General features: G+C 72.3%; 17 protein-coding genes and 1 riboswitch. Of the genes, 12 read left to right on the forward strand and 5 right to left on the reverse strand.

All coding sequences use genetic code 11. The annotated features are described in order from the left end of the window. Positions 1 to 20 precede the first annotated feature (20 nt). The 3 genes from ABD340_RS06680 to ABD340_RS06690 all read right to left on the reverse strand — a co-directional run bounded on the left by ABD340_RS06680 (position 21) and on the right by ABD340_RS06690 (position 3,967). The gene (locus ABD340_RS06680) at positions 21 to 773 is read right to left on the reverse strand and encodes a CHAP domain-containing protein (RefSeq protein WP_344587655.1); all 753 of its coding nucleotides are present in this window, start codon (positions 771 to 773) and stop codon (positions 21 to 23) included. 9 nt (positions 774 to 782) lie between these two features. Then, positions 783 to 923: riboswitch (cyclic di-AMP (ydaO/yuaA leader) on the reverse strand. Positions 924 to 1,452: 529 nt separating this feature from the next. Next, entirely contained in the window at positions 1,453 to 2,505 is a 1,053-nt protein-coding gene (locus tag ABD340_RS06685) for a C40 family peptidase (protein ID WP_344587656.1), read from the reverse strand. A 190-nt stretch (positions 2,506 to 2,695) separates the two neighbouring features. Further along, positions 2,696 to 3,967 carry an NYN domain-containing protein gene (locus tag ABD340_RS06690; RefSeq protein WP_344587658.1) on the reverse strand — a complete coding sequence of 424 codons (1,272 nt, stop codon included), beginning with the start codon at positions 3,965 to 3,967 and terminating at the stop codon, positions 2,696 to 2,698. Positions 3,968 to 4,234: 267 nt separating this feature from the next. On the opposite strand from ABD340_RS06690, the gene ABD340_RS06695 reads away from it, so the two are divergent. Genes ABD340_RS06695 through ABD340_RS06705 form a run of 3 tightly spaced genes read left to right on the forward strand, consistent with a single transcriptional unit; the run spans position 4,235 to position 7,138 of the window. Then, positions 4,235 to 6,013, forward strand: a complete 1,779-nt coding sequence (locus ABD340_RS06695; protein WP_344587659.1) for a DEDD exonuclease domain-containing protein — start codon at positions 4,235 to 4,237, stop codon at positions 6,011 to 6,013. 48 nt (positions 6,014 to 6,061) lie between these two features. Continuing rightward, positions 6,062 to 6,811 (forward strand): rhomboid family intramembrane serine protease, encoded by a 750-nt coding sequence (locus ABD340_RS06700; protein ID WP_344587660.1) that lies wholly within the window; start codon positions 6,062 to 6,064, stop codon positions 6,809 to 6,811. A 39-nt stretch (positions 6,812 to 6,850) separates the two neighbouring features. Next, on the forward strand, positions 6,851 to 7,138 hold the full coding sequence (locus ABD340_RS06705) for an Lrp/AsnC family transcriptional regulator (protein WP_344587661.1): 288 nt from the start codon (positions 6,851 to 6,853) through the stop codon (positions 7,136 to 7,138). A gap of 55 nt (positions 7,139 to 7,193) precedes the next feature. Here the strand turns inward: ABD340_RS06705 and trpD are convergent, their stop codons facing one another. Together trpD and ABD340_RS06715 are read right to left on the reverse strand one after the other, a co-directional pair. After that, a complete protein-coding gene (gene trpD, locus ABD340_RS06710; RefSeq protein WP_344587662.1) occupies positions 7,194 to 8,234 on the reverse strand; it encodes an anthranilate phosphoribosyltransferase in 1,041 nt (346 codons plus the stop codon). A 60-nt stretch (positions 8,235 to 8,294) separates the two neighbouring features. Then, positions 8,295 to 8,729, reverse strand: coding sequence for a response regulator transcription factor (locus tag ABD340_RS06715; RefSeq protein WP_344587664.1), 435 nt, complete (start codon positions 8,727 to 8,729; stop codon positions 8,295 to 8,297). 205 nt (positions 8,730 to 8,934) lie between these two features. Here ABD340_RS06715 and ctaE point away from each other — a divergent pair, with 205 nt between their 5' ends. The 9 genes from ctaE (at position 8,935) to ABD340_RS06760 (ending at position 20,512) form a co-directional block, all read left to right on the forward strand. Further along, a complete protein-coding gene (gene ctaE / locus ABD340_RS06720; protein WP_344587665.1) occupies positions 8,935 to 9,594 on the forward strand; it encodes an aa3-type cytochrome oxidase subunit III in 660 nt (219 codons plus the stop codon). A gap of 41 nt (positions 9,595 to 9,635) precedes the next feature. After that, positions 9,636 to 10,547 carry a cytochrome bc1 complex diheme cytochrome c subunit gene (qcrC, locus tag ABD340_RS06725; protein ID WP_344587666.1) on the forward strand — a complete coding sequence of 304 codons (912 nt, stop codon included), beginning with the start codon at positions 9,636 to 9,638 and terminating at the stop codon, positions 10,545 to 10,547. Next, positions 10,544 to 11,647, forward strand: a complete 1,104-nt coding sequence (qcrA, locus tag ABD340_RS06730; RefSeq protein WP_344587667.1) for a cytochrome bc1 complex Rieske iron-sulfur subunit — start codon at positions 10,544 to 10,546, stop codon at positions 11,645 to 11,647. Before qcrC ends, qcrA begins: the two co-directional genes overlap by 4 nt. Continuing rightward, positions 11,644 to 13,320: a cytochrome bc1 complex cytochrome b subunit gene (gene qcrB, locus ABD340_RS06735; RefSeq protein WP_344587669.1), complete on the forward strand. Its 1,677-nt coding sequence runs from the start codon at positions 11,644 to 11,646 to the stop codon at positions 13,318 to 13,320. The genes qcrA and qcrB overlap by 4 nt, the downstream gene beginning before the upstream one ends. Before the next feature lie 84 nt (positions 13,321 to 13,404). Next, the gene (locus ABD340_RS06740; protein WP_344587670.1) at positions 13,405 to 14,532 is read left to right on the forward strand and encodes a glycosyltransferase family 4 protein; all 1,128 of its coding nucleotides are present in this window, start codon (positions 13,405 to 13,407) and stop codon (positions 14,530 to 14,532) included. 103 nt (positions 14,533 to 14,635) lie between these two features. Then, positions 14,636 to 15,427, forward strand: coding sequence for a hypothetical protein (locus tag ABD340_RS06745; protein WP_344587671.1), 792 nt, complete (start codon positions 14,636 to 14,638; stop codon positions 15,425 to 15,427). Between the two features lie 1,305 nt (positions 15,428 to 16,732). Then, on the forward strand, positions 16,733 to 18,172 hold the full coding sequence (locus ABD340_RS06750) for a peptidoglycan DD-metalloendopeptidase family protein (protein ID WP_344587672.1): 1,440 nt from the start codon (positions 16,733 to 16,735) through the stop codon (positions 18,170 to 18,172). Next, positions 18,156 to 18,998 (forward strand): ferric reductase-like transmembrane domain-containing protein, encoded by an 843-nt coding sequence (locus tag ABD340_RS06755; protein WP_344587673.1) that lies wholly within the window; start codon positions 18,156 to 18,158, stop codon positions 18,996 to 18,998. The genes ABD340_RS06750 and ABD340_RS06755 overlap by 17 nt, the downstream gene beginning before the upstream one ends. Then, positions 18,995 to 20,512, forward strand: coding sequence for an NADH-quinone oxidoreductase subunit NuoF family protein (locus tag ABD340_RS06760; RefSeq protein WP_344587674.1), 1,518 nt, complete (start codon positions 18,995 to 18,997; stop codon positions 20,510 to 20,512). The genes ABD340_RS06755 and ABD340_RS06760 overlap by 4 nt, the downstream gene beginning before the upstream one ends. Positions 20,513 to 20,523 lie beyond the last annotated feature (11 nt).

The raw sequence follows: 20,523 nt of genomic DNA on the forward strand, positions 1-20,523 counted from the left end.
CCGTCCGGGCGCGCCGGGCCTCACTTCGACTTGGCGTACCGGGGGTAGCCGTAGCCGACGACAGAGGCTGTGGAACGTTCCCGAACCAGGACGGCGTTGCTGGTGTTGCCCTCCACCGTCTTCACGGTGCCGTCGCCGTTGTCCTTGATCACCATGCCGACGTGCTCGATGTCGTCGATGCTCTTGCTGCCGCCCCAGTTGAAGAAGACGATGGCGCCCGGCCGCGGCTTGTCGCCCCAGCGGCCCTTGTCCTCGAACCATTGGGCGTGCGCGACCGTCCAGGCGTCCATGCCCAGCTGGTCGCTGGCGCCGATCCGGTGGCCGATCCAGGAGATGAACATGCTGCACCAGGCGGCGGAGCTGTAGCCGCCGATGGTGCCGCCGTCGCGCTCCACGGTCTCCTTGGCGCGGTCGGTCGACTTGTACCAGTCCTGGAACTTGGTGTCGCCGACGGCGTCCTCGGAGATCCCGACCTGGGAACGGGCGAGCTTGATGGCGTCCTGGGCGGTGGGCTTCTTGCGCTTGCCGCGCTTGTCGCGCTTGTCGTGCTTGGCCTTGAGGCCCTTGCCCCGCTTGGTCTGGACGGTCTTCGCCTCCGTCACGTTCGCGGCCCCGGCGGCCAAGGTGGCGGGGCGCCGCGGGGAGTCGCCGAAGGCGAGCGACGCCTGCGTGGTGGCGGCGGCCAGGCCGATCACGGTGGCCCCGGCGACGAGGCCGCCGGTAGTACGGAGAGTGATGTTCAAGGGGTTGCGCGTGCGGTGCTTTCCTGGCACGTGGGGGTCTCCTCAGCTTCCATGCCGCCTGCCGGGTTAGCTGACGGGTTCGGGCGTGGAAGCTGCCCTACGGCCTGGTCAAAGGCCGATTCACCCCGGATGGGACGTGGGTCCCCGGCTCCGCTCGCGCGGACTCGGCGGTGGGCGCCCGTGCTGTGCGGACGCCCGTTGTTCGGATTTCGGTCAGATCACCCTGCGTACACGTGTACGCGGATGAGGGGGTAGGGCGTGGCCGCCCGGGCTCGCCACGGGACAGTGTGTGGGGGAGTCCCGAGGGAGACGGGGACGGGCGGCCACGCCGTGGCCATGTGTTGTCAGGGGTACTGCTGGAGATGGGCGGCCCGGGAACAGGGCACGCCCGCGGCCGGGGCCCGATGGGGGGACCGCCGTGGCGCGCTCTCAGAGCCCATGCGCGTCGAGGGTGCGCTCACGGTGCGGCCGGGCCGGCCGTTGGGAGGGGGACGCGGCACCTGGAAGGTGCCGAATCGAAGGCGGCACCTGGAGGGCGCCGTCGGGGCCGCGGTGCGCGGGTGCCGCGCGGGGCCCGGGCGGCACCTGGGGGGTACCGCGAGTGGACACAAGATAGCAAAGGTCTACGAGATGGCAAATAGGCGACAAAAAGCCGCCGGACCTGGAATAACGCGGTCCGGCGGCCTTCGTCCAGCCATCGATCCTCGGCTCAGGGGCGACCGGCCCCGTAGTAGTTCGAGGCGTAGTAGCCGGACATGATGGGCACGATCTCGACGTTCTTGCCCGTGCGCGGGGCGTGGATCATCTTGCCGCCGCCCACGTACATGCCCATGTGGTTGAGGCTGTTGAAGAACACCAGGTCACCGGGTTGCAACGCGCTCTTGGAGACCCTCTTGGTGGCCGCGTACTGCGTGTTGGTCGTGCGGGTGACGTTGACGCCCGCCGCCCCCCACGCCCTCATGGTGAGCCCGGAGCAGTCATAGGTTCCGGGGCCCGTGGCGCCGTACTCGTAGGGCTTGCCGAGCTGGGCGTAGGCGAAGTTGAGCGCCGTGCGGGCCGAACCGCTGGCCGGACCGGTGTAGGAGCCGCCGGTGCTGCCGCCGCCCGAGGAGCCGGACGGCTCGCCCAGCCGGGCCAGCAGCGTCTTCTGCTTCTTGATCGACTTCTCGACCTCGGTCTTCTTGGCCTTGGCCTCCTTGGCCTTCTTGGCCGCCTCGTCGTAGGCGGCCTTGGCCTGGGCCTGCTCCCGCCGCAGCCGCTGCGCCGACCCCAGGAACTGGGCCAGCTCGGAGTTGCGGTTGCGGGACAGGTGCTGGAACACGGCGGCCTGGTCGAGCACGGCCTGCGGGTTCTCGTTGCCGACGAAGCCGGCCACGTCGCCGGTGTTGCCCTGCTTGTAGGCGGTCGCCGCCATCTGCGCGACCTTCTCCTGGAGCTGGTTGAAGGTCGCCAGCTCCTCCTTGCCCGCCGCCTGCGTCGCCTTCCACTTCTTCTTGGCGACCTTGAGCTGCTCTTGGAGCTGGTTGTACTTCTCCACCATCTGCTCGACCTGCTCGTTGAGCTTGGTGAGCTTCTTGCGCGCCTCTGCCGCGCTGGGCCGCGGTTCGGCGTTGGCGGCGGTGGCGGGCAGCACGGTGACGGGAAGCGCGAGCGAGACCGTCACGGCGATCGCCGTGAGCCTGCGGGAGGTGCCGCGTGCCGCGCTACCGCTCGGGCGGTCGTGCTCTCTCAGGGAGCCCGCCCGGGTGAGATCACTGGCCACGATCCGTTGTGCCCCTCTCGTCCACGATGTCAGCGGACGACACTAGCGAGGGGTCACACCCGTCACAACTGATTCGTTGGTCTTTGGCGCGGCAATTCGCGCTTTACGCACACTCGGTGAGAGACGAATCACGAAACGCTGTTGCGAAGGAGTCTCATGTCACGCCGCGCGCAGGCAGCGCCACCAGGCGCTACGAACGGCCGAGGCGGCGCAGCAGCAGCGTGGACGGGGCGGGCCGCGCGTTGGCGCGGCGGGCCGCGTCGGCCACCTCGCGGTCGGAGGAGACCACCACCACCGCGCGCCCGGACGGCTCGGCCCGCACCAGTTCCCCGATCAGCTCGTCGGCGGTCTGACCGGGCTGGCTGAACAGCACCCGCACCCCGCGCGGCGCCGCGATCGCCACCGGGGCGTCCAGATCCGCCCCGTCGAAGACGCAGGTCACCTCGGCCCGCGTCTGCGCGGCCAGCCCGCCCAGCCCCGACAGCAGCCGGCTGCGCTGGTCGGCCAGCGGCAGCTCGCCGTAACCGGTCTTGGTGACGTTGTAGCCGTCCACCACCAGATGCACCTGCGGCAGGGTCAGCAGCCGCTCCAGCAGCTGCGGGTCCTGATCCGACAGCGCCCGCCCGGGCAGCGCCCGATGCGCCAGCCGGTCCGGCTCCACCCCGGCCACCGCGTCCGCCGGACGCTCGATCGTCGAGGGCAGCGCCAGCTCCCGGCGCACCCCCTGCGCCGCGTCCACCAGCGTGTCCAGCAGCATCCGCAGCCGCACGTCGTCGACGTTGCGGCCCTCCCGCGAAGCGCGCCGCGCCGCCTCGGCATCGGTCTCCGCCCGCGCCACCCTGCCGCGCAGCCGCCGCATCTCCTTGTCGGCCGCCGCGGTGCCGTCCCGGGCCGCGGCCAGCTCGCGCTCGGTCTCGGCGGCCAGCGCCTCGGCGCGCTCCTGCGCCGCCTTCGCCCTGGTCCGCGCCTCGTGCAGCTTCCGGCGCAGCTCCGCCACCTCGGCCTTGCTGTCGCGCAGCTCCGCGCGCAGCCGCTCCACCTCGGCGGAACGGGCGGTGCGCGCCGCCGCCAGCTCGGCGCGCAACTCGGCGATCCGCCGCTCGGCCGCCGCGCCCTCCGAAACGCTCGCGGATCGTTCCAGCTCGGCCCGGGCCGCCTCCACCAGCCGCGTCCAGCCCTCGGGACGCAGCAGGTAGGCGATCACCGCGACCTTCACCGGGTCCGCGGCCGGCGGCACCGGGCCCTGCTCCACCGCCTCGACCAGATCGGGCTGCGCCTCGCGCAGCGGCACCGCCACCCGCCGCCGGAAATCGGCGTCCTTCTCCAACTGCGCGGCGATGTGCTGCCCGGCCAACTTGGCCCGCTTGCGCCGCTCGAAGCGGGCGAACCGGCGCAGCGGAAGCGGGACCTCCTCGGCGGGCAGCGCCCCGATCAGCTCGGCGGCGGTCTCCACCACGCCCACCCGAACCGCCTCGGGGAGGGGACGAGGCAGGCGCTCCTCCGCGTCCGCGCCGCTGTCGATGATCCCGCTCCTCCCAGGCCCGTACCGCCGGTGCGCTCAAGTGTTTCCCGGGTGCCGCGCACCTTAACCAGCGCGAACGCCTGATCAGCCGGTGCCGGCCGGGGCCTCGCGGGCCGCCCCCGGCGCCTCCCGCCCACGGCGTTCCCCGGCGTGTCCTCCACCCTAGCGGCCCGCGCTCTGTCAGTGGCGTCCTCTACGGTCACGGCCATGACGGCTGCGCGTTCGCACTCCACCACGGCGCAGGGCGTCCAGGGCACCCTCGACGACCTCGGCACCCCGCTCGCGGAAGTCACCTTCGTGGTGGTCGACCTGGAGACCACCGGGGGCTCCCCGGCCGAATCGGCCATCACCGAGATCGGCGCGGTCAAGGTGCGCGGCGGCGCCGACCTCGGCCAGTTCGGCACCCTCGTCGACCCCGGCGGCGAGATCCCCCCGTTCATCACCGCGCTCACCGGCATCACCCAGGCCATGGTCACCGCCGCGCCCCGCATCGACTCGGTGCTCCCGGCCTTCCTGGAGTTCGCCCGCGGCTGCGTGCTGGTCGCCCACAACGCCCCCTTCGACACCGGATTCCTCAAGGCCGCCTGCGCCGCGCACGGCTACGCCTGGCCCGCCTTCCCCGTCATCGACACCGTCGACCTGGCCCGCCGCGTGCTCACCCGCGACGAGGTGCCCAACTGCAAACTGGAGACCCTGGCCCGGTTCTTCCGCACCGCCACCCGGCCCTGCCATCGCGCCCTCGCCGACGCCCGCGCCACCGTCGACGTCCTGCACGGCCTCATCGAACGGCTCGGCTCCTTCGGCGTCACCTCCCTGGAGGAGCTGCGCGGCTTCGCCAAGGCCCCCACCCCCGAGCAGCGGAGCAAACGCCACCTCGCCGACACCGTCCCCAGCGCCCCCGGCGTGTACGTCTTCGAGGACACCCGCGGCGAGGCCCTCTACATCGGCAAGAGCGGCGACCTGCGCAGCCGCGTGCGCAGCTACTTCACCGGCTCGGAGACCCGGCACCGCGTCCGCGAGATGGTCGGCCTCGCCGAACGGGTCCGCACGATCGTCTGCGCCACCGGCCTGGAGGCCGAGATCCGGGAGCTGCGGCTCATCGCCGAGCACAAGCCCCGCTACAACCGGCGCTCCAAGTTCCCCGAACGGGTGCTGTGGCTCAAGCTCACCGTCGAACCGTTCCCCCGGCTGTCGATCGTCCGCGAATGCCGCGACGACGGCGCCGCCTACCTCGGTCCCATGTCCTCCCGGCGGCAGGCCGAGGAGGCCCGCGCCGCGATGCACGAGGCCCTCCCGCTGCGGCAGTGCACCCAGCGGCTCACCCCCCGCCTCATCGAACGCGGCCGCGCCCGCACCTGCGCCCTCGGCGAGATGGGCCGCTGCGGCGCCCCCTGCGAGGGCCGCGAGTCCGCCGCCGCCTACGAGGCGCACAGCGGCTCCGCCCGGGCCGTCATCGCCGGCGACGTGCGCCCCGTGGTCGCCGCCGCCCGCGCCCGGATCGACCGGCTCGCCGCCGGGCGGCGCTACGAGGAGGCCGGCCTGCAGCGCGACCGCCTCGCCGCGTTCGTCCGCGCCGCCGCCCGCGGCCAGCGGCTGGGCGCCCTGGCCGGCTGCCGCCAGGTCGTCGCCGCCCGCCCCGCCTTCGACGGCGGCTGGGAACTGGCCGTCGTCCGGCACGGCCGGCTCGCCGCCGCCGGCATGATCCCGCCCCGCGCCCACCCCCGCCCCTACGTCGACGCCCTCATCGCCACCGCCGAGACCGTCTTCCCCTGGTCGGTCACCACCGGCGCCCCCGGCGGCGCCGCCGCGGCCGAAGAGATGGAATGCATCCTGCGCTGGATGGACGCCCCCGGCGTCCGCCCCGTCGAGGTCGAGGGCAGCTGGACCAGCCCGGTCCACGGCGCCGAACGCCTCCGCGAATGGATCGACAACGCCTACGCCACCCGCGGCCTGGGCGAGTCGCGGTCCGGCCGACCACTAAAGTGACGGGAGAAACCCCGGCAAACCCTTCCAGGACACGCACGAGGACACCCGATGGCCCTGCCGCTCTACGACAGCCAGCCCGCCCGGCGGGTCCCCTGGGTGACCTACCTCCTGGTGGCCGCCAACGTCCTGGTCTTCCTGATCACCCCCATGGCCAGCTTCTCCACCTGGTACGGCGACGGCAAGACCCGCGAATGCAACGCGGCCCGCTTCTCCTTCGAACACGGAGCCGTCCCCAAGGAACTGACCACCGGGGAACAGCAGCCGCTGCCCAACGAGATCGTCCGCCAGTGCGGCAACGCCACCTACGACAAGACCCCGTGGTTCTCCGCCTTCACCTCGATGTTCCTGCACTCCGGCGCCCTCCACCTGCTGGGCAACCTGGTGGTGCTGTTCGTCGTGGGCATGGGCGTCGAAGACCGGCTCGGACGCCTCCGATATCTGCTCGCCTACCTGTTCTTCGGCCTGGCGGCCGTCTACGGCTTCGCCTACATGTCGCCCGACTCCACCACACCCCTGATCGGAGCCTCCGGCGCCATCGCGGGCGTCCTCGGCACCTACCTGATCCTCAACCCGCGCGGACGCATCGTCAGCCTCGTCCCGCCCGTCATCGTGATCCGGCTCCCCGTCTGGGTCGTCCTCGGCTACTGGTTCGTCCTCCAGTGGCTCTCCCTGGGCGACAAGGAGAGCAACGTCGCCTACGTCGCCCACATCGCGGGCTTCATCGCCGGAGTGGGCTTCGCCGCCCTGGCCCGCCACGCCGGCCCGTCCCGCCGCCCCGTCGCCCTGAGCCGCGGGTAGAGTCGACCCGCTCAGCGTTGCCGAACGGGGGAGGATGCCGTGGTCACCGCGATCGTGCTCATCAAGGCGGACGTCGCGCAGATCCATGAGGTCGCCGAGAGCGTCGCCGCCCTGGACGGAGTCAGCGAGGTCTACTCCATGACCGGCGAATACGACCTCATCGCGATGGTCCGCGTCCACCGCCACGAGGAACTCAACGACATCATCCCCGGCCGCCTCAACAAGGTCCCCGGCATCCGCGACACCGAGACCCACATAGCCTTCCGCACCTACTCCCAGCACGACCTGGAAGCAGCGTTCGCCCTGGGCCTCCCCGACGCGGACTAGTCTGCGAGAACACAGCCGCCAGGCGAGCCCGTAGGCCGGGACTCTGAAACACAGCCTAGAGGTTGCTGCGCTTGATCCATTGGGCCAGCTTGGCGGCGGCCTGGCCCTCGTCCACGGCTTCGGCGGCCTGGGTGTAGGCGGTGCGGAGGGACTCGGTCAGTTCGCTCGCCGGCGGGGTGCCGTTGTAGGCGACCAGTAGGGCGGCCGCGTTGAGCAGGACCATGTCGCGGACGGGGCCGGGTTCGCCGGCGAAGACGGCGCGTGCGACCTGGGCGTTGTACGGGGCGTCGGCGCCGCGCAGGTCGTCCGGGCCGGCGGGTGGGATGCCCAGGTCGGCGGGGTCGAAGACGGTCTCGGTGGCGGTGCCGCCGCGGACGACCCACACGGTGGAGGTGCCGGTGGTGGTGAGCTCGTCCAGGCCGTCGTCACCGCGGAAGACCAGGGACGAGCAGCCGCGCTGGGCGAACACGCCGGCGATGATCCCGGCCATGCGGGGGTGGAACACGCCCACGGCCTGGGTGGTGGTGCGGGCCGGGTTGGTCAGCGGGCCCAGGAAGTTGAAGACCGTGGGGGTGCCCAGCTCGCGGCGGGTCTTGGACGTGTGCTTCAGCGCCGGGTGGTAGAGGGGCGCGAAGCAGAAGGTGATGCCGACCTCTTCGGCGATCTCGGCGGCCCGCCGCGGGGGCAGGTCGATCGCGACGCCGAGCTCTTCGAGCAGGTCGGCGGCGCCGCAGGAGGACGAGGCGGCCCGGTTGCCGTGCTTGACGACCTTGACGCCCGCGGCGGCGGCGACCACCGCGGCCATGGTGGAGATGTTGACCGTGTGCGCCCGGTCGCCGCCGGTGCCGACCAGGTCGCCGATCCGGCCGGGGACGTCGATCGGGGTGGCGTTGGCCATCATGCCCTCGGCCAGCCCGGTGACCTCGGCGACCGTCTCGCCCTTGGCCCGCAACGCGACGGCGAAGCCCGCGATCTGGGCGTCGGTGGCCTCCCCGGCCATGATCTGGTTCATCGCCCAGGCGGCCTCCTCGCTCGACAGCGACTCGCCGCCGATCAAGGCGTCCAGCAGCGCCGGCCAGGTGGTACGCGCGTTCATGGTCTCCCCAGGTGGGTCCGAGGGCCCGGGGGGCTCGCCCCGCCTCCCGGGCGAGCAGGTCTACAGAGCCGGGAGGCGGTTCTCCGCGCGGCGGCGCATGAGGTCGGCCACGGCGCCGGCCAGCGCCATCGGGTCCAGCGGCAGGCCGACCACCTTGTCGGCGCGCGACCAGGTCGCCAGCCAGCCGTCGTCGCGCCGCGCGATGATCGCCAGCACCGGCGGGCAGTCGTACACCTCGTCCTTGGCCTGGCGGCACACGCCCAGACCGCCCGCGGGCTGCGCCTCGCCGTCGACCACGACGACGTCGATGCCGCCCTCGTCCAGCCGCTCCACCACCGCGGGCTGGGTGGCGCGCTCGACGAACTCCACCCGGGGGAGGTCGGCGGCGGGCCGGCGCCCGATGGCGAGCCGGATCTGGGCGCGGGTGTCGGCGTCGTCGCTGTAGACGAGGACCTTCATCGGGGTCTCGGCGGCGCTGTCCGGGGTGGTGCTCATGGCTGAAGAGGGTACCGGACCTGCGGCGGGGATTTCTGTGGCCGTACCGTGTCCGAAACGTGGCCGTGCGCATACGGTGCGCGGGTCAGGGCCGGTGGGACGGCCGCGGGCGGTGCCCGGGGGCGCCCGGGAAAGCGCAGGTCGGACACGCTCGGGGGGCGCTGAAGGGGGGTCATGCGTCGATCACCGGGTGGGTGACGTAATAATGGCGCCCGTGGCAACAGCATCCGCGATAGAGACAACCCCTCACGCTCGGGCGAATCGTCCCAACCTGGTCAGCGTGGGGACGATCGTTTGGCTGTCGTCCGAGCTGATGTTCTTCGCGGCTCTGTTCGCGATGTTCTTCACGATCCGCTCCGTGACGATCGGCCAGCAGGGAGAGCACGCGTGGCCGGGCGCCGAGCTGGACCTTCCGCTTTCCGCGGTCAACACCACGATCCTGGTGCTGTCCTCGGTGACCTGCCAGATGGGCGTGTTCAAGGCCGAGGCCGGCAAGGTCGGACGCGACGGCGGCCTGCTGAACTTCCGGCGCTGGGGGCTGCGCGAGTGGTACGTGCTGTCCTTCCTGATGGGCGCCTACTTCGTGGCCGGGCAGGCCTACGAGTACTACAACCTGGTCACCCATGACGGCCTGACGCTGTCGTCCTCGGCGTACGGCTCGGTCTTCTACCTGACCACCGGGTTCCACGGCCTGCACGTCACCGGCGGCCTGGTCGCGTTCCTGTTCGTCCTCGGGCGGACCTACGCCGCCAAGCGCTGGACCCACGAGCAGGCGACCAGCGCGATCGTCGTGTCCTACTACTGGCACTTCGTGGACGTGGTCTGGATCGGCCTGTTCGCGACGATCTACCTGCTGGACCTGTGACCCGCGTGACCACCGACGACAAGACCCGAACGGGGATTTCCGTGAAAAGGTTCACCGCATGGCGACGGCGCCCGTGGGCGGGCTACGCCGTCGTGCTGGCGGCCCTGGCGGCGATCGGCGTCATCTACGCCGGTTTCCAGCCGCAGCCTGAGCGCGCAGAGGCGGCGAACACGGCGCAGGCCGCAGATGATCTGAAGAACGGCAAGCAGCTGTTCGACAAGAACTGCGCCAGCTGTCACGGCCTGAACGCCGAGGGCTCCAAGGACGCCAAGGGCAAGCCGCTGGCGCCGAGCCTGATCGGGGTGGGCGCGGCGTCCGTCGACTTCCAGGTCAGCACGGGCCGGATGCCCGCGATGAACCCGGGCGCGCAGATGCCCCGCAAGAAGCCGATCCCCGAGTTCGACACCGGGATCAACACCGACTACGAGGACCCCGAGCAGCGGGCGCGGGCCGAGAAGCAGAAGGCCCAGGCGGAGAAGAACCTGGCCGACCTGCGCGCCTACATCAACTCGCTCGGCGGCGGTCCCGCGGTGCCCAGCGCGGAGATGGTCGACCCGAAGAAGGGCGATGTCGCCCTCGGCGGCAAGCTGTTCCGTACCAACTGCGCCCAGTGCCACAACTTCGTGGGCGCGGGCGGCGCGCTGACCGGCGGCAAGTACGCTCCGCCGCTGGACAAGAGCGACGTCACGCCCACGCAGATCTACGAGGCGATGCTGACCGGGCCGCAGGCCATGCCGGTGTTCAACGACACCACGCTCACCGAAGAGGACAAGCGGGCCGTCATCGCCTACCTGGTCCAGACCCGCCAGGAGCCCAACCCGGGCGGTAACGGGCTCGGCCGCATCGGCCCGGTCTCCGAGGGCCTGGCCGGCTGGCTGATCGGGATCGGGCTGCTGGTCCTGGCGGCCATGTGGATCACCGCCAAGAAGCCGAAGAAGCTGAAGAAGTCATGACCGACAACAACGACACCGCCGGCTCCGGACGGGAGCCGGCCGAGGGCGGGGCGGCGCCGGGCCGGGTGGTCGGCACGCCCTCGCCCGCGGCCGAGAAGCAGCTGCTGGTCAGCGAGGACATCTCCGCGCCCGCCGGCGCGGGCGAGGAACTGGACGAGAAGGCCGCCAAGCGCGCCGAGCGCGTCGTGGCCCTGTTCTTCCTGGCCGCGTTCGCCGGCAGCGTGGCGTTCATCGCCTACTACATCGGGTGGAGCGGCCGCGACGGCGGCATGCACGGCATCGACCGGGCCCGCGAGTCGAACTACTGGCTCGGCGGCATGATGGCGCTGTCGTTCCTGGCACTGGCCATCGGCGTCACCATCTGGGTGCGCCGGCTCATGACGGCCAAGCCGATCGTCCAGGAGCGGCACGAGCTGCAGGCCGACGCGCAGACGCGGCGGGAGTTCACCCAGGATTTCCTGGAGGGCGCCCACGACAGCGGCATCACCAAGCGGCCGCTGCTGCGCCGCACCCTGCTGCTGGCCGCCGCGCCGCTGGGCCTGGCCCCGCTGGTGCTGCTGCGCGACCTCGGCCCGCTGCCGGAGAAGCGGCTGCGCCACACCTACTGGGGCGAGGCGGTGAAGAAGGCCCAGGCAGAGGGCAAGAAGGGCGTCCGCCTGGTGGTGGACGGCACCAACAAGCCCCTTAAGGCCAGCGACTTTGCCTCCCCGGGCAGCATGATCACGGTGCTGCCGGAGGGCATCGAGGAGTCGCACCACGCGCTGAACCAGATCGCCAAGGCCGTGACGATCCTCGTCAACATCCCGGCGGACCAGATCAAGGGCGGTACCGAGAAGAACTGGACCGTCAACGGGATCGTGGCCTACTCCAAGATCTGCACGCACGTGGGCTGCCCGGCCGCCCTGTACGAGCAGACCACGCACCACATCCTGTGCCCGTGCCACCAGTCCACCTTCGACGCCACCGACGGGGCCAAGGTCATCTTCGGCCCGGCGGCGCGGTCGCTGCCGCAGCTTCCGCTCGCGACGGAGAACGGCTACCTGATCGCCACGGGCGACTTCCCCGAGCCGATCGGGCCGTCCTTCTGGGAGCGCGGATGAGCGAGACAACCGCCCCGAAGGCGGTCGACGGGACGCTGAACTTCCTCGACGACCGCCTGGGCTCCACCGGCTTCTTCAAGCGGAACGTGAAGAAGGTCTTTCCGGACCACTGGTCGTTCATGCTGGGCGAGATCGCCCTGTACTCCTTCGTCATCCTGCTGCTGACCGGGACGTTCCTGACGCTCTGGTTCAAGCCGAGCATGACCGAGGTGATCTACGAGGGCTCGTACACCAAGCTGAACGGCGTGCCGATGTCGGAGGCCTACGCCTCCACGCTGCACATCACCTTCGACGTCCGCGGCGGGCTGCTGATGCGGCAGATCCACCACTGGGCGGCACTGCTGTTCATGGCGTCGATCATGGCGCACATGCTGCGGGTGTTCTTCACCGGCGCGTACCGCAAGCCGCGCGAGATCAACTGGCTGATCGGCATCGGCATGTTCACGCTGGGCATGCTCGAGGGCCTGTTCGGCTACTCGCTGCCCGACGACCTGCTGTCCGGCACCGGCCTGCGGATCACCCAGGGCGTGGCGGAGTCGATCCCGGTGGTAGGCACCTACATCTACATGTTCCTGTTCGGCGGGGAGTTCCCCGAGGGCAACACCGGCGACATCATTCCGCGGCTGTTCACCCTGCACGTGCTGCTGATCCCGGGCATCATCCTGGGCCTGGTCACCGCGCACATGATGATCATGTGGCATCAGAAGCACACCGCGATGCCGGTCAAGGAGCAGACCGAGGACAAGGTCTACGGCTACCCGTTCTACCCGGTCTTCATGGCCAAGACGGGCGCCTACTTCATGTTCACCTTCGGCGTGTGCGCGCTGCTGGGGGCGTTCGCCCAGATCAACCCGATCTGGCTGTTCGGTCCCTACGATCCCGGGGCGATCTCTTCGGGCTCCCAACCCGACTTCTACATGGGGATCCTCGAGGGTTCGCTGCGGATCATGCCGAACTGGGAGACCACCGCGTTCGGCCACACGGTCAGCTGGAACGTCCTGATACCGGCGCTGGGCCCGCTCGGGATCATCTTCACCGGAGCGGCGCTGTTCCCGTTCATCGAGCAGTGGGTGACCGGCGACAAGCGGCAGCACCATGTCAACGTGCGGCCGCGCAACGCCCCGGTCCGCACCGGCATCGGCATGGCGGCGGTCGCCTTCTACGGGCTGCTGTGGCTGGCCGGCGCGAACGACGTGATCGCCGAGCGGTTCCACGTGTCGCTGTTCGCCACGACCTGGTTCTTCCGGTTCGCGGTCATCCTCGGCCCGTTCATCGCCTACGCCGTCACCAAGCGGATGTGCCTGGGACTGCAGCGCAAGGACGCCGACACGATCGGCCACGGCGTGGAGAGCGGCATCATCCTGATGGCGCCGGACGGCAAGTTCAGCGAGCGGCACGAGCCGGCGCGCGCGGAGGAGCGGGCGGTGATTCTGAGCAAGGAGAACTCCCGTCCCGAGACGCCCGCGGTGGACGCCAACGGGGTCCCCGCGCCGAGCACCAAGGGCCCGCTGGGGCATGTGCGGTCGCGGCTCAACCGGGCCTGGACCTTCGACGACATCCCGGTCGAGGAGCACGCCGAGGTCGAGCACGGGGAGCACGGCGGGCACGAGGTCGAGAGCGGTACCCAGAGCGGTACCGAGAGCGGTTCGGAGCGCGAGGAGCTCAGCCGCTGAGCCGCCCGTTCCACGAGGGCATGGCGGAGGCCCGCCACCGGAGTGCCGGTGGCGGGCCTCCGCTCGTGCGTAGTCTGGGGAGAGATGACCAAGACCCTTGTCGTCACCAACGACTTCCCGCCCCGCCCGGGCGGGATCCAGGCGTTCGTGCACAACCTGGCGGTGCGCCGCCCGCCGGGGTCGATCGTGGTGTACGCACCCGCCTGGAAGGGGGCCGCGGAGTTCGACGCCGCGCAGCCGTTCCCGGTCGTCCGGCATCCGACCTCGCTGCTGCTGCCCGAGCCGGCGGCGCTGCGGCGGGCGGGGCAGATCCTGCGGTCGGAGGGCTGCGACTCGGTGATCTTCGGGGCGGCCGCACCGCTGGGGCTGCTGGCGCCGGCGCTGCGGCGGCGCGGGGCGGAGCGGCTGGTGGGCCTCACCCACGGGCATGAGGCCGGATGGGCGGCGCTGCCGGGGGCGCGCGGGCTGCTGCGCCGGATCGGTGACGGCGTCGACGCCCTGACCTACCTGGGGGAGTACACCCGAAGCCGTATGGCGAAGGCCCTTTCGCCCTCGGCGGCGTCCCGGATGGCCTGGCTGGCCCCCGGCGTCGACGAGCAGGTCTTCTACGCGGGCGCGGGCGGCGGGGAAGTCCGGGCGCGGTACGGCCTCAGCGATCGTCCTGTCGCCGTCTGCGTGTCGCGGCTCGTGCGCCGCAAGGGGCAGGACGCTCTGATCCATGCGTGGCCGCGGGTGCTGAAGGCCGTCCCCGATGCGGCCCTGCTGCTTGTGGGGGACGGATCGTACCGGGCCGACCTGGAGAAGCTGGCCGTCTCCCTAGGGGTGGACGGCTCTGTGGTGTTCACGGGAAGCGTGCCCTGGGAGGAACTGCCGGCCCACTTCGACGCGGGCGATGTGTTCGCGATGCCGTGCAGGACGCGCCATCGCGGCCTCGACGTCGAAGGGCTCGGCATCGTCTATCTGGAGGCGTCGGCCACAGGGCTGCCCGTCGTGGCAGGCGATTCCGGGGGCGCGCCTGACGCGGTCGTGGACGGGGAGACCGGCATCGTGGTCGAGGGTCGTTCCGTGGCCGCCGTCGCGCGCGCGCTGAGCGACTTGCTCGGCGACCCTGAGCGGGCTCGGAAGATGGGACGGCAGGGCCGTTCCTGGGTCGAGCAGGAGTGGCGCTGGGAGCTTCAGTCGTCCCGTCTCGACGCCCTTCTCCAGGGCTGACCGCCGTCCGGATCGGCCGGAACCGGCGGTTCGCGACGAGGATCACCATGCGGGTGTCATGGAGTGTCCGGAACCCGCTTCGAACAGTGGCAGGATGCGGGTCATGGCGGACGTCGAAGACACGTGGGAGCCGGTTTCCGGGGAGGCCACCGACTGGTTGAAGAAGCTCGATCCCGAGCAAGGGCCCACGGGTTACCACCCGCCGCGCCGTCCCGACGCGGTGTGGATCCTGCATTCCATGTACGTGTGGAACGGCGGCCTGGTCACCACGACCCACGACGACGTCTACCAGTCGGCACGGGCGTCCGGGCTGGCCGAGCCGGAGCCGGCGGGGGAGATCGACCGCGACCTTGTGGAGGGCGCCGTCGTCACCGGTACCCGGCTGGGCCGCGGCGGCCATCCGGGCGAGGGATGGCGGCGGCTGCGCTGGGCCGAGCTGGCCCGCGGGTTCGGGGAGCCGGCGGTGCCCGAGGGGGTGCTGCCGGGCCACCGCTGCCTGCGGCAGGCGCATCCGACCGGGAGCTGGTCGGCGGCCATCGAGCCGCCTGCGGAGGGCTGCCTCGACCGGGAGGGCTGGTCCCGGCTGATGGCGCTGCTGGCCCGGCACGACATCGACGGCGACGGCCGGCGCTGCCTGGCCTACTACTGCTCGTTCGTCACCGGCGACTGGGACCGGGAGACGGTGCTGGCCGGGCGGCTGGGCGACGCCGCCGGGCTGTACGAGCATCCGGCGATGTCGAGCTGCCCGTCCAACCTGTGGGCGGAGGACCGCTCCTGGATCGTCTACTGCGACTGGGATCTGTGGGGCACCAAGGTGGTGGGCCCGACCTCGCTGATCGAGTCGATCCTGGCGGATCCGGAGCTGGAGGCGCTGCGCCTGCCCTGGACCGGCTGAATCTTCCGGCCCGGGCTCGCCGGGGCCGCTTCACCGACCCGAGCCGGGGACGGGCGGCCCGCCCCCGCGCCATGCGGGCGGGCCGCCCGTCCCCGGGCCGCCTGTGATTCAGGGAAGGTCCGGTGGGGGATGGGATCGCGCCGGGCACTCCCGGAGACCAGTTCCACGCGGCCCCTGTCGAGGAGGGCTTGCGATCCGCGGTGCCCCGGCCCGGCGCCCATTCGGGGGGAGAACCTGGAGGCGGGCGCGTCGTGCGGGACGGCCGGTGCGCGGATCGTCGAGGCGTGGACGGGAGTGCCGGGCGCGACCCCGGCACTGGATCGCGGGTCCGTTCGAGGAGGGGTGGGCCACCCCGCGGAGGTCGTTCAACGGGGTACCTCCTCTCGTACCGGCGACCAGTGACACCACTGAAGCTAGGCCGCGCTTTCGCCCATGTCACGGGCGTTATGTCTGGCTTAAGGGAAGGCTGAGCCGCGGCTAAGCCGGGGCCGGCGGAACGGTCCCGTGACCTGCGCGGCGGGGCCCGCAGGTGCGTGCGAAGGGGGAGTGCGGAGGCGGAATCCGCGGCGCGGCCCTGTGAACATCCGGCCGCGTTCGCCCGTACTGGAGTACGGGGCGCGCGAGCTTCCCCCGGAGGACCGTGCCGGAAGGGGCAAGATCCACTTTCGGACACTTCTTCCGGAGGATTTTTGTCGCCAACCCCCGACAGAGTGGCCCTTGGGGCGTATGCTCCGGGGGAGTCGGGACGGACTCGATGTTCGAGCCGTCTTTGGGCGTGGTTGGAGCGGAGCGGGTTCCAACGCCTCGCCCGTGACTCAACTCAATCAGGAACGCGTTCCGGACCCTCGCGGGCCCGGAGCGAGACGGAACCAAGGTCGCGTTCGCGAGCCTCCGCCTTCCTCCACAGGAGAGGGCATGGCGCGACGCGACAGCAGGCATGCGTCCGAGAGCTCGTATGACGCCTTCTGGGCGAACCCGGCGGGCAGGCGCTCTCGGCCGAAGCAGCGGTCCCAGCCGCGGCAGCAGGCGCAGCCGAGGCGGTCTCAGCCGTCCCGGACGCCATCGGTCACGGACCCCCGTGACGTCCGGACCCCGGTCCGGAACGAGCCGGCGCGGCCAGGGACGCGGGATCTCGGCCCGCGCAACGCCGGCGTGCCCGCCCACGTATGGGCGGAGCCGCCGCGCGTGGAACCGGCACGCCCGGAATCGGCGCGCCCGGACCCGCGCCGTCCCATCCGGACCCGCACGGAGTCGGCCCTCCCAACGGCGCCTCCGGCACGGCCGACCCGTACCCGGCGGCCGCCCTTGCCCGAGCCGATCCTTCCGCCGGAGCTCCTTCCGGACCCGGACCCGCCACGGATCGAACGGCTGCACGGCGAGGACGGCCGGACGGGCCGGAAGCGGCGCCGTCCCCAGCGGCCCGGGTCGGCCCGGCGCGGCCGCGGCCCGCACGCGATGCCCAAGCAGAGCGGCATGCCGCGGCAGCGGGTCCGCGGCGCGCGCGGCCCCGCCGACCGGCTGAGCACCGGCGCGCTGGTCTTCTCCATCGTCGTCGGCCTGTCGCTGCTGGCGGTCGTGGAGAGCAGCCTGCTCGAGGGCAGCACCTTCGGCACCCCCGGCCCCGCGGGCTCCGACCTCGTGCTGCAATCGCCGGGTTCCCAGGCCAAGTCCCCCTCCCGCGGACCGGCCCCGACCCGGCCCTCGGCCGCGCCCCAGCCGGGCAACGCGGCGCCCGACACCCGCACCCTCACCGAAAGGGTCCGCAGGCTCACCCTCGACCAGCACGGCTCGACCGCCCGGCAGGCCTACGGGGCCGCCCCCGCCGGGGCCCCGATCATCGACGTCGACCGGGTCAGCGCCGACCGCCAGTGGGTGTTCGGCACCACGGCCGTCCCCGTCCCGGCCTCCAGCCCGGCCACTCCGCAGGGCGCGCTGTTCATCGGCCGCTGGGCGCAGGGCCAGTGGCAGGTCGGGCTGTCGGGGACCAGCTCGTTCGCCGCGCTGATCGCGCGGATGCCGGCGGCGGTGATGCCCGCGCCCGAGGTCGGGCTGCTGCGCCGCTACAACTCGGTGACCTCCGAGCAGGCGGTCGCGGCGACCAACGGCACCCGGGGCGGCGACGGCCTGATGCTGCCCTGGCGCGTCGGCGGCACCTGGACGATCGGCAGCGCCGACGGGAACGCCTCGTCCCGCCCGCTGGGCGCGCTCGCCTTCTGGGGCGGCGACGGCCTGGTGCAGGCCGCCGGCGACGGCCGCGTCTACCGGTTCTGCGGCGGCACCGCCGGCAGCGGGCTGGTCATGGTGGTGCACCCCAGCGGCGTCGCCAGCACCTACTACCGCATGCGCCAGGTCACCACCGTGCGCGGCGGCACCCCGGTCAAGCGCGGCGACACGCTCGGCCGGATCGGCACCGACCGTGCCTGCGGCGGCGCGGCCGCCCCTCGTTCGCTCGTCCAGTTCTCCCTCCGCCGCGGAGCCGAGGAGGTCCCGCTCGAAGGGGCCCGGCTCGGCGGCTGGACCTTCCGGGAACGGGCCCGCCCGCTGCTCGGCTTCGCCGAGCGCGGCGTGATGCAGGTCCTGCCCGGCGGGCTGCTGGCCAACCTCGGGGCGGTCCCGGCGGAAGCACCGTCGGCCGTCCCCTCCCTCCCCGGCCTGCCGGGCGGCGACGACGCCGACGGTGCCGGGCGAGGCCCCGCGCCTTCCGCAACCCAGAAACGGAGTTCGAACAGTGCAGACGCGAACTAGCGACGATCCCCTCATACCGAGTTGGGCGCTGCGCGCCGTCCTGATCGGCGCCGTCCTGGTGCTGATCGGCGCCGCGACCCCGCAGGGGGCCGCGATCGCCGGCGACGTGCAGCGCTTCCTCTCCTTCTACGCGGGCGTGTTCGGCCTGCTCTCGATGACGACCGCGGTGGTCACCGGGCTGCTGGCCACCGAGCGGCTGATCCTGGCGATCCGGCACCGGGTGCTGGCCCAGGCCGTCCACCGGGCGGCGTCCCTGCTCGCGGTGACGTTCGTGCTCGCGCACTTCACGGTGAAGATCCTCGGCGGGCTGGCGGTGCCGCAGCAGGTGATCGTGCCGAGCGTGGGCCCGATCGGGTACGGCGCGCTGGCCTTCGACCTGATGCTGGTGATCGCGGCCAGCGGGCTGCTGCGGGCCCGGTTCGCGCGCGGCACCCGGCCGTGGGTGTGGCGGTCCGTCCACGCGCTGGCCTACGTCTCCTGGCCGATGTCGATCGCGCACGGCCTGACCGCGGGACGCGCGGCGGCGCCGTGGGTGACGCTCAGCTACGTGCTGTGCGTCGCGATGGTCGCGCTCGCCGTGTTCACCCGGGTGTTCGTGGTCTTCCGGCCGCGGGAGGTGCGGCGCGCCGGCGACACCGCCACGGCGCCGTCGGCCACCGAGGCGCGCGGCGGCCGCACCGGCGGCGGGCGGCGCGACGTGGTCCGCGGCGCGACCCGCGGCCCGACGAACGACCCGCGCTTCGCCGACCCCCGCAACGGCGAGCTGGACCCCGGTGACCCGCGCACCGGCCCGGCCGACCCGAGAGGCACAGAGGTGATGCGATGAGCGGGGCCATAACCGTCTCCAACATCGGCGGGTCCCGCCTCACGCTCGGGTTCGACCGCTTCGACCGGCTGGACCTGGAACGCCACAAGGCGGTGCACGGCAGGCTCAGCACCCCGGTCATGGAAGACCTGGTCAAGATGGCCGAGCAGGTCGACATGCGCGGCCGCGGCGGGGCCGGCTTCCCGTTCGCGCGCAAGCTGATGGCCGTGGCCGCACAGGTCACCCATCCCTCCGCCGACCAGATGAACATGCTGCCCGGCGAGAGCCGCGACCGGCGCCGGCCCGCCCAGGACGCGGTCGTGGTGGTGAACGGCGCCGAGGGCGAGCCGGGCAGCTCCAAGGACAAGGTGCTGCTCAACCGGGCGCCGCACCTGGTCCTGGACGGCGCCGCGATCGCCGCCACCGCGCTGGGCACCCAGCGGATCGTGGTGGCGGTCGAGGACGACGAGGCCGCCCGCTCGGTGCGCGCCGCCATCGTCGAGCGCCGCATGCCGGCCCGCGTCGTACGGCTCACCGAACGGTTCATCTCCGGCCAGGCCGGCGCGGTGGTCCGGGCGATCAACGGGGAGATCCCGATCCCGCCGGGCCGCAAGGTGCGGGCCGCCGAGTCGGGCGTGGACGGCTGCCCGACGCTGCTGTCCAACACCGAGACGTTCGCCCAGCTGGCGGTGCTCACCTCGCTCGGCCCGGACCTGTACGCCTCCGTCGGCACCGAGGACGAGCCGGGCACCACCCTGCTCACCATCGGCGGGACCCGGGTCGTCGAGGCGCCGCTGGGCACCCCGCTGCAGGCCGTCCTCGAGCACTGCGAGGTCCCGCCGTCGCAGGCCGTGCTGGTCGGCGGCTACCACGGCATGTGGCTGGACGCGCGGGGCGTGTCGCGCGCCCTGCTGTCGCGCAAGGGCATGAAGGCGGTGGGCGGCACGGTCGGCGCGGGCATCATCCTGCCGCTCACGCAGGGCACCTGCCCGCTCGGCGAGGCCACCCGGATCGCCTCGTACCTGGCCGCGCAGTCCGCCGGGCAGTGCGGGCCGTGCCGGCTGGGGCTCCCGGACGTGGTCCGGGCCATGAACACGCTCAACGACGGGTCGGGCAGCGTCGACGACGTGCGCCGCGCCGCGGGGATCGGCCGCGGCCGGGGCGCCTGCACGCACCCGGACGGCACGGCGAAGTTCGTGCTGTCGGCGATGGACGCCTTCGCCGAGGACATCGAGATCCACCGGTACGGCGGCACCTGCGGGCAGCCGGTGTTCGGCGTGCTGCCGCTGCCCGTCCCGACCGGGAGCGAGGGACGGGTCGCGATCGACTGGAGCCGGTGCGACGGGCACGGCCTGTGCGCCTACCTGGTGCCCGAGCTGATCCAGCTCGACCGGTACGGCTTCCCGGTGGTGCTGGGCACCGACATCCCGGCCTGGATGGAACGCGACGTGCAGCGGGCGGTGGCGATGTGCCCCGCGCTGGCGTTGCGCGTGACCACGGGAGTGCCCAAGAGCGGCTCCACCCGCCGTTCCTGATCGGGAACGGT

Source organism: Actinomadura vinacea (genome assembly GCF_039532545.1).
Classification (GTDB): domain Bacteria; phylum Actinomycetota; class Actinomycetes; order Streptosporangiales; family Streptosporangiaceae; genus Spirillospora; species Spirillospora vinacea.

What these genes read in the sequence shown, in the direction of transcription:
- ABD340_RS06740 (WP_344587670.1), top strand. Translation starts at nt 13,405, where the DNA reads ATGACCAAGACCCTTGTCGTCACCAACGACTTCCCGCCCCGCCCGGGC.
- qcrA (WP_344587667.1), top strand. Translation starts at nt 10,544, where the DNA reads ATGACCGACAACAACGACACCGCCGGCTCCGGACGGGAGCCGGCCGAG.
- ABD340_RS06695 (WP_344587659.1), top strand. Translation starts at nt 4,235, where the DNA reads ATGACGGCTGCGCGTTCGCACTCCACCACGGCGCAGGGCGTCCAGGGC.
- ctaE (WP_344587665.1), top strand. Translation starts at nt 8,935, where the DNA reads ATGGCGCCCGTGGCAACAGCATCCGCGATAGAGACAACCCCTCACGCT.
- ABD340_RS06745 (WP_344587671.1), top strand. Translation starts at nt 14,636, where the DNA reads ATGGCGGACGTCGAAGACACGTGGGAGCCGGTTTCCGGGGAGGCCACC.
- trpD (WP_344587662.1), bottom strand. Translation starts at nt 8,234, where the DNA reads ATGAACGCGCGTACCACCTGGCCGGCGCTGCTGGACGCCTTGATCGGC.
- qcrB (WP_344587669.1), top strand. Translation starts at nt 11,644, where the DNA reads ATGAGCGAGACAACCGCCCCGAAGGCGGTCGACGGGACGCTGAACTTC.
- ABD340_RS06760 (WP_344587674.1), top strand. Translation starts at nt 18,995, where the DNA reads ATGAGCGGGGCCATAACCGTCTCCAACATCGGCGGGTCCCGCCTCACG.
- ABD340_RS06700 (WP_344587660.1), top strand. Translation starts at nt 6,062, where the DNA reads ATGGCCCTGCCGCTCTACGACAGCCAGCCCGCCCGGCGGGTCCCCTGG.
- ABD340_RS06715 (WP_344587664.1), bottom strand. Translation starts at nt 8,729, where the DNA reads ATGAGCACCACCCCGGACAGCGCCGCCGAGACCCCGATGAAGGTCCTC.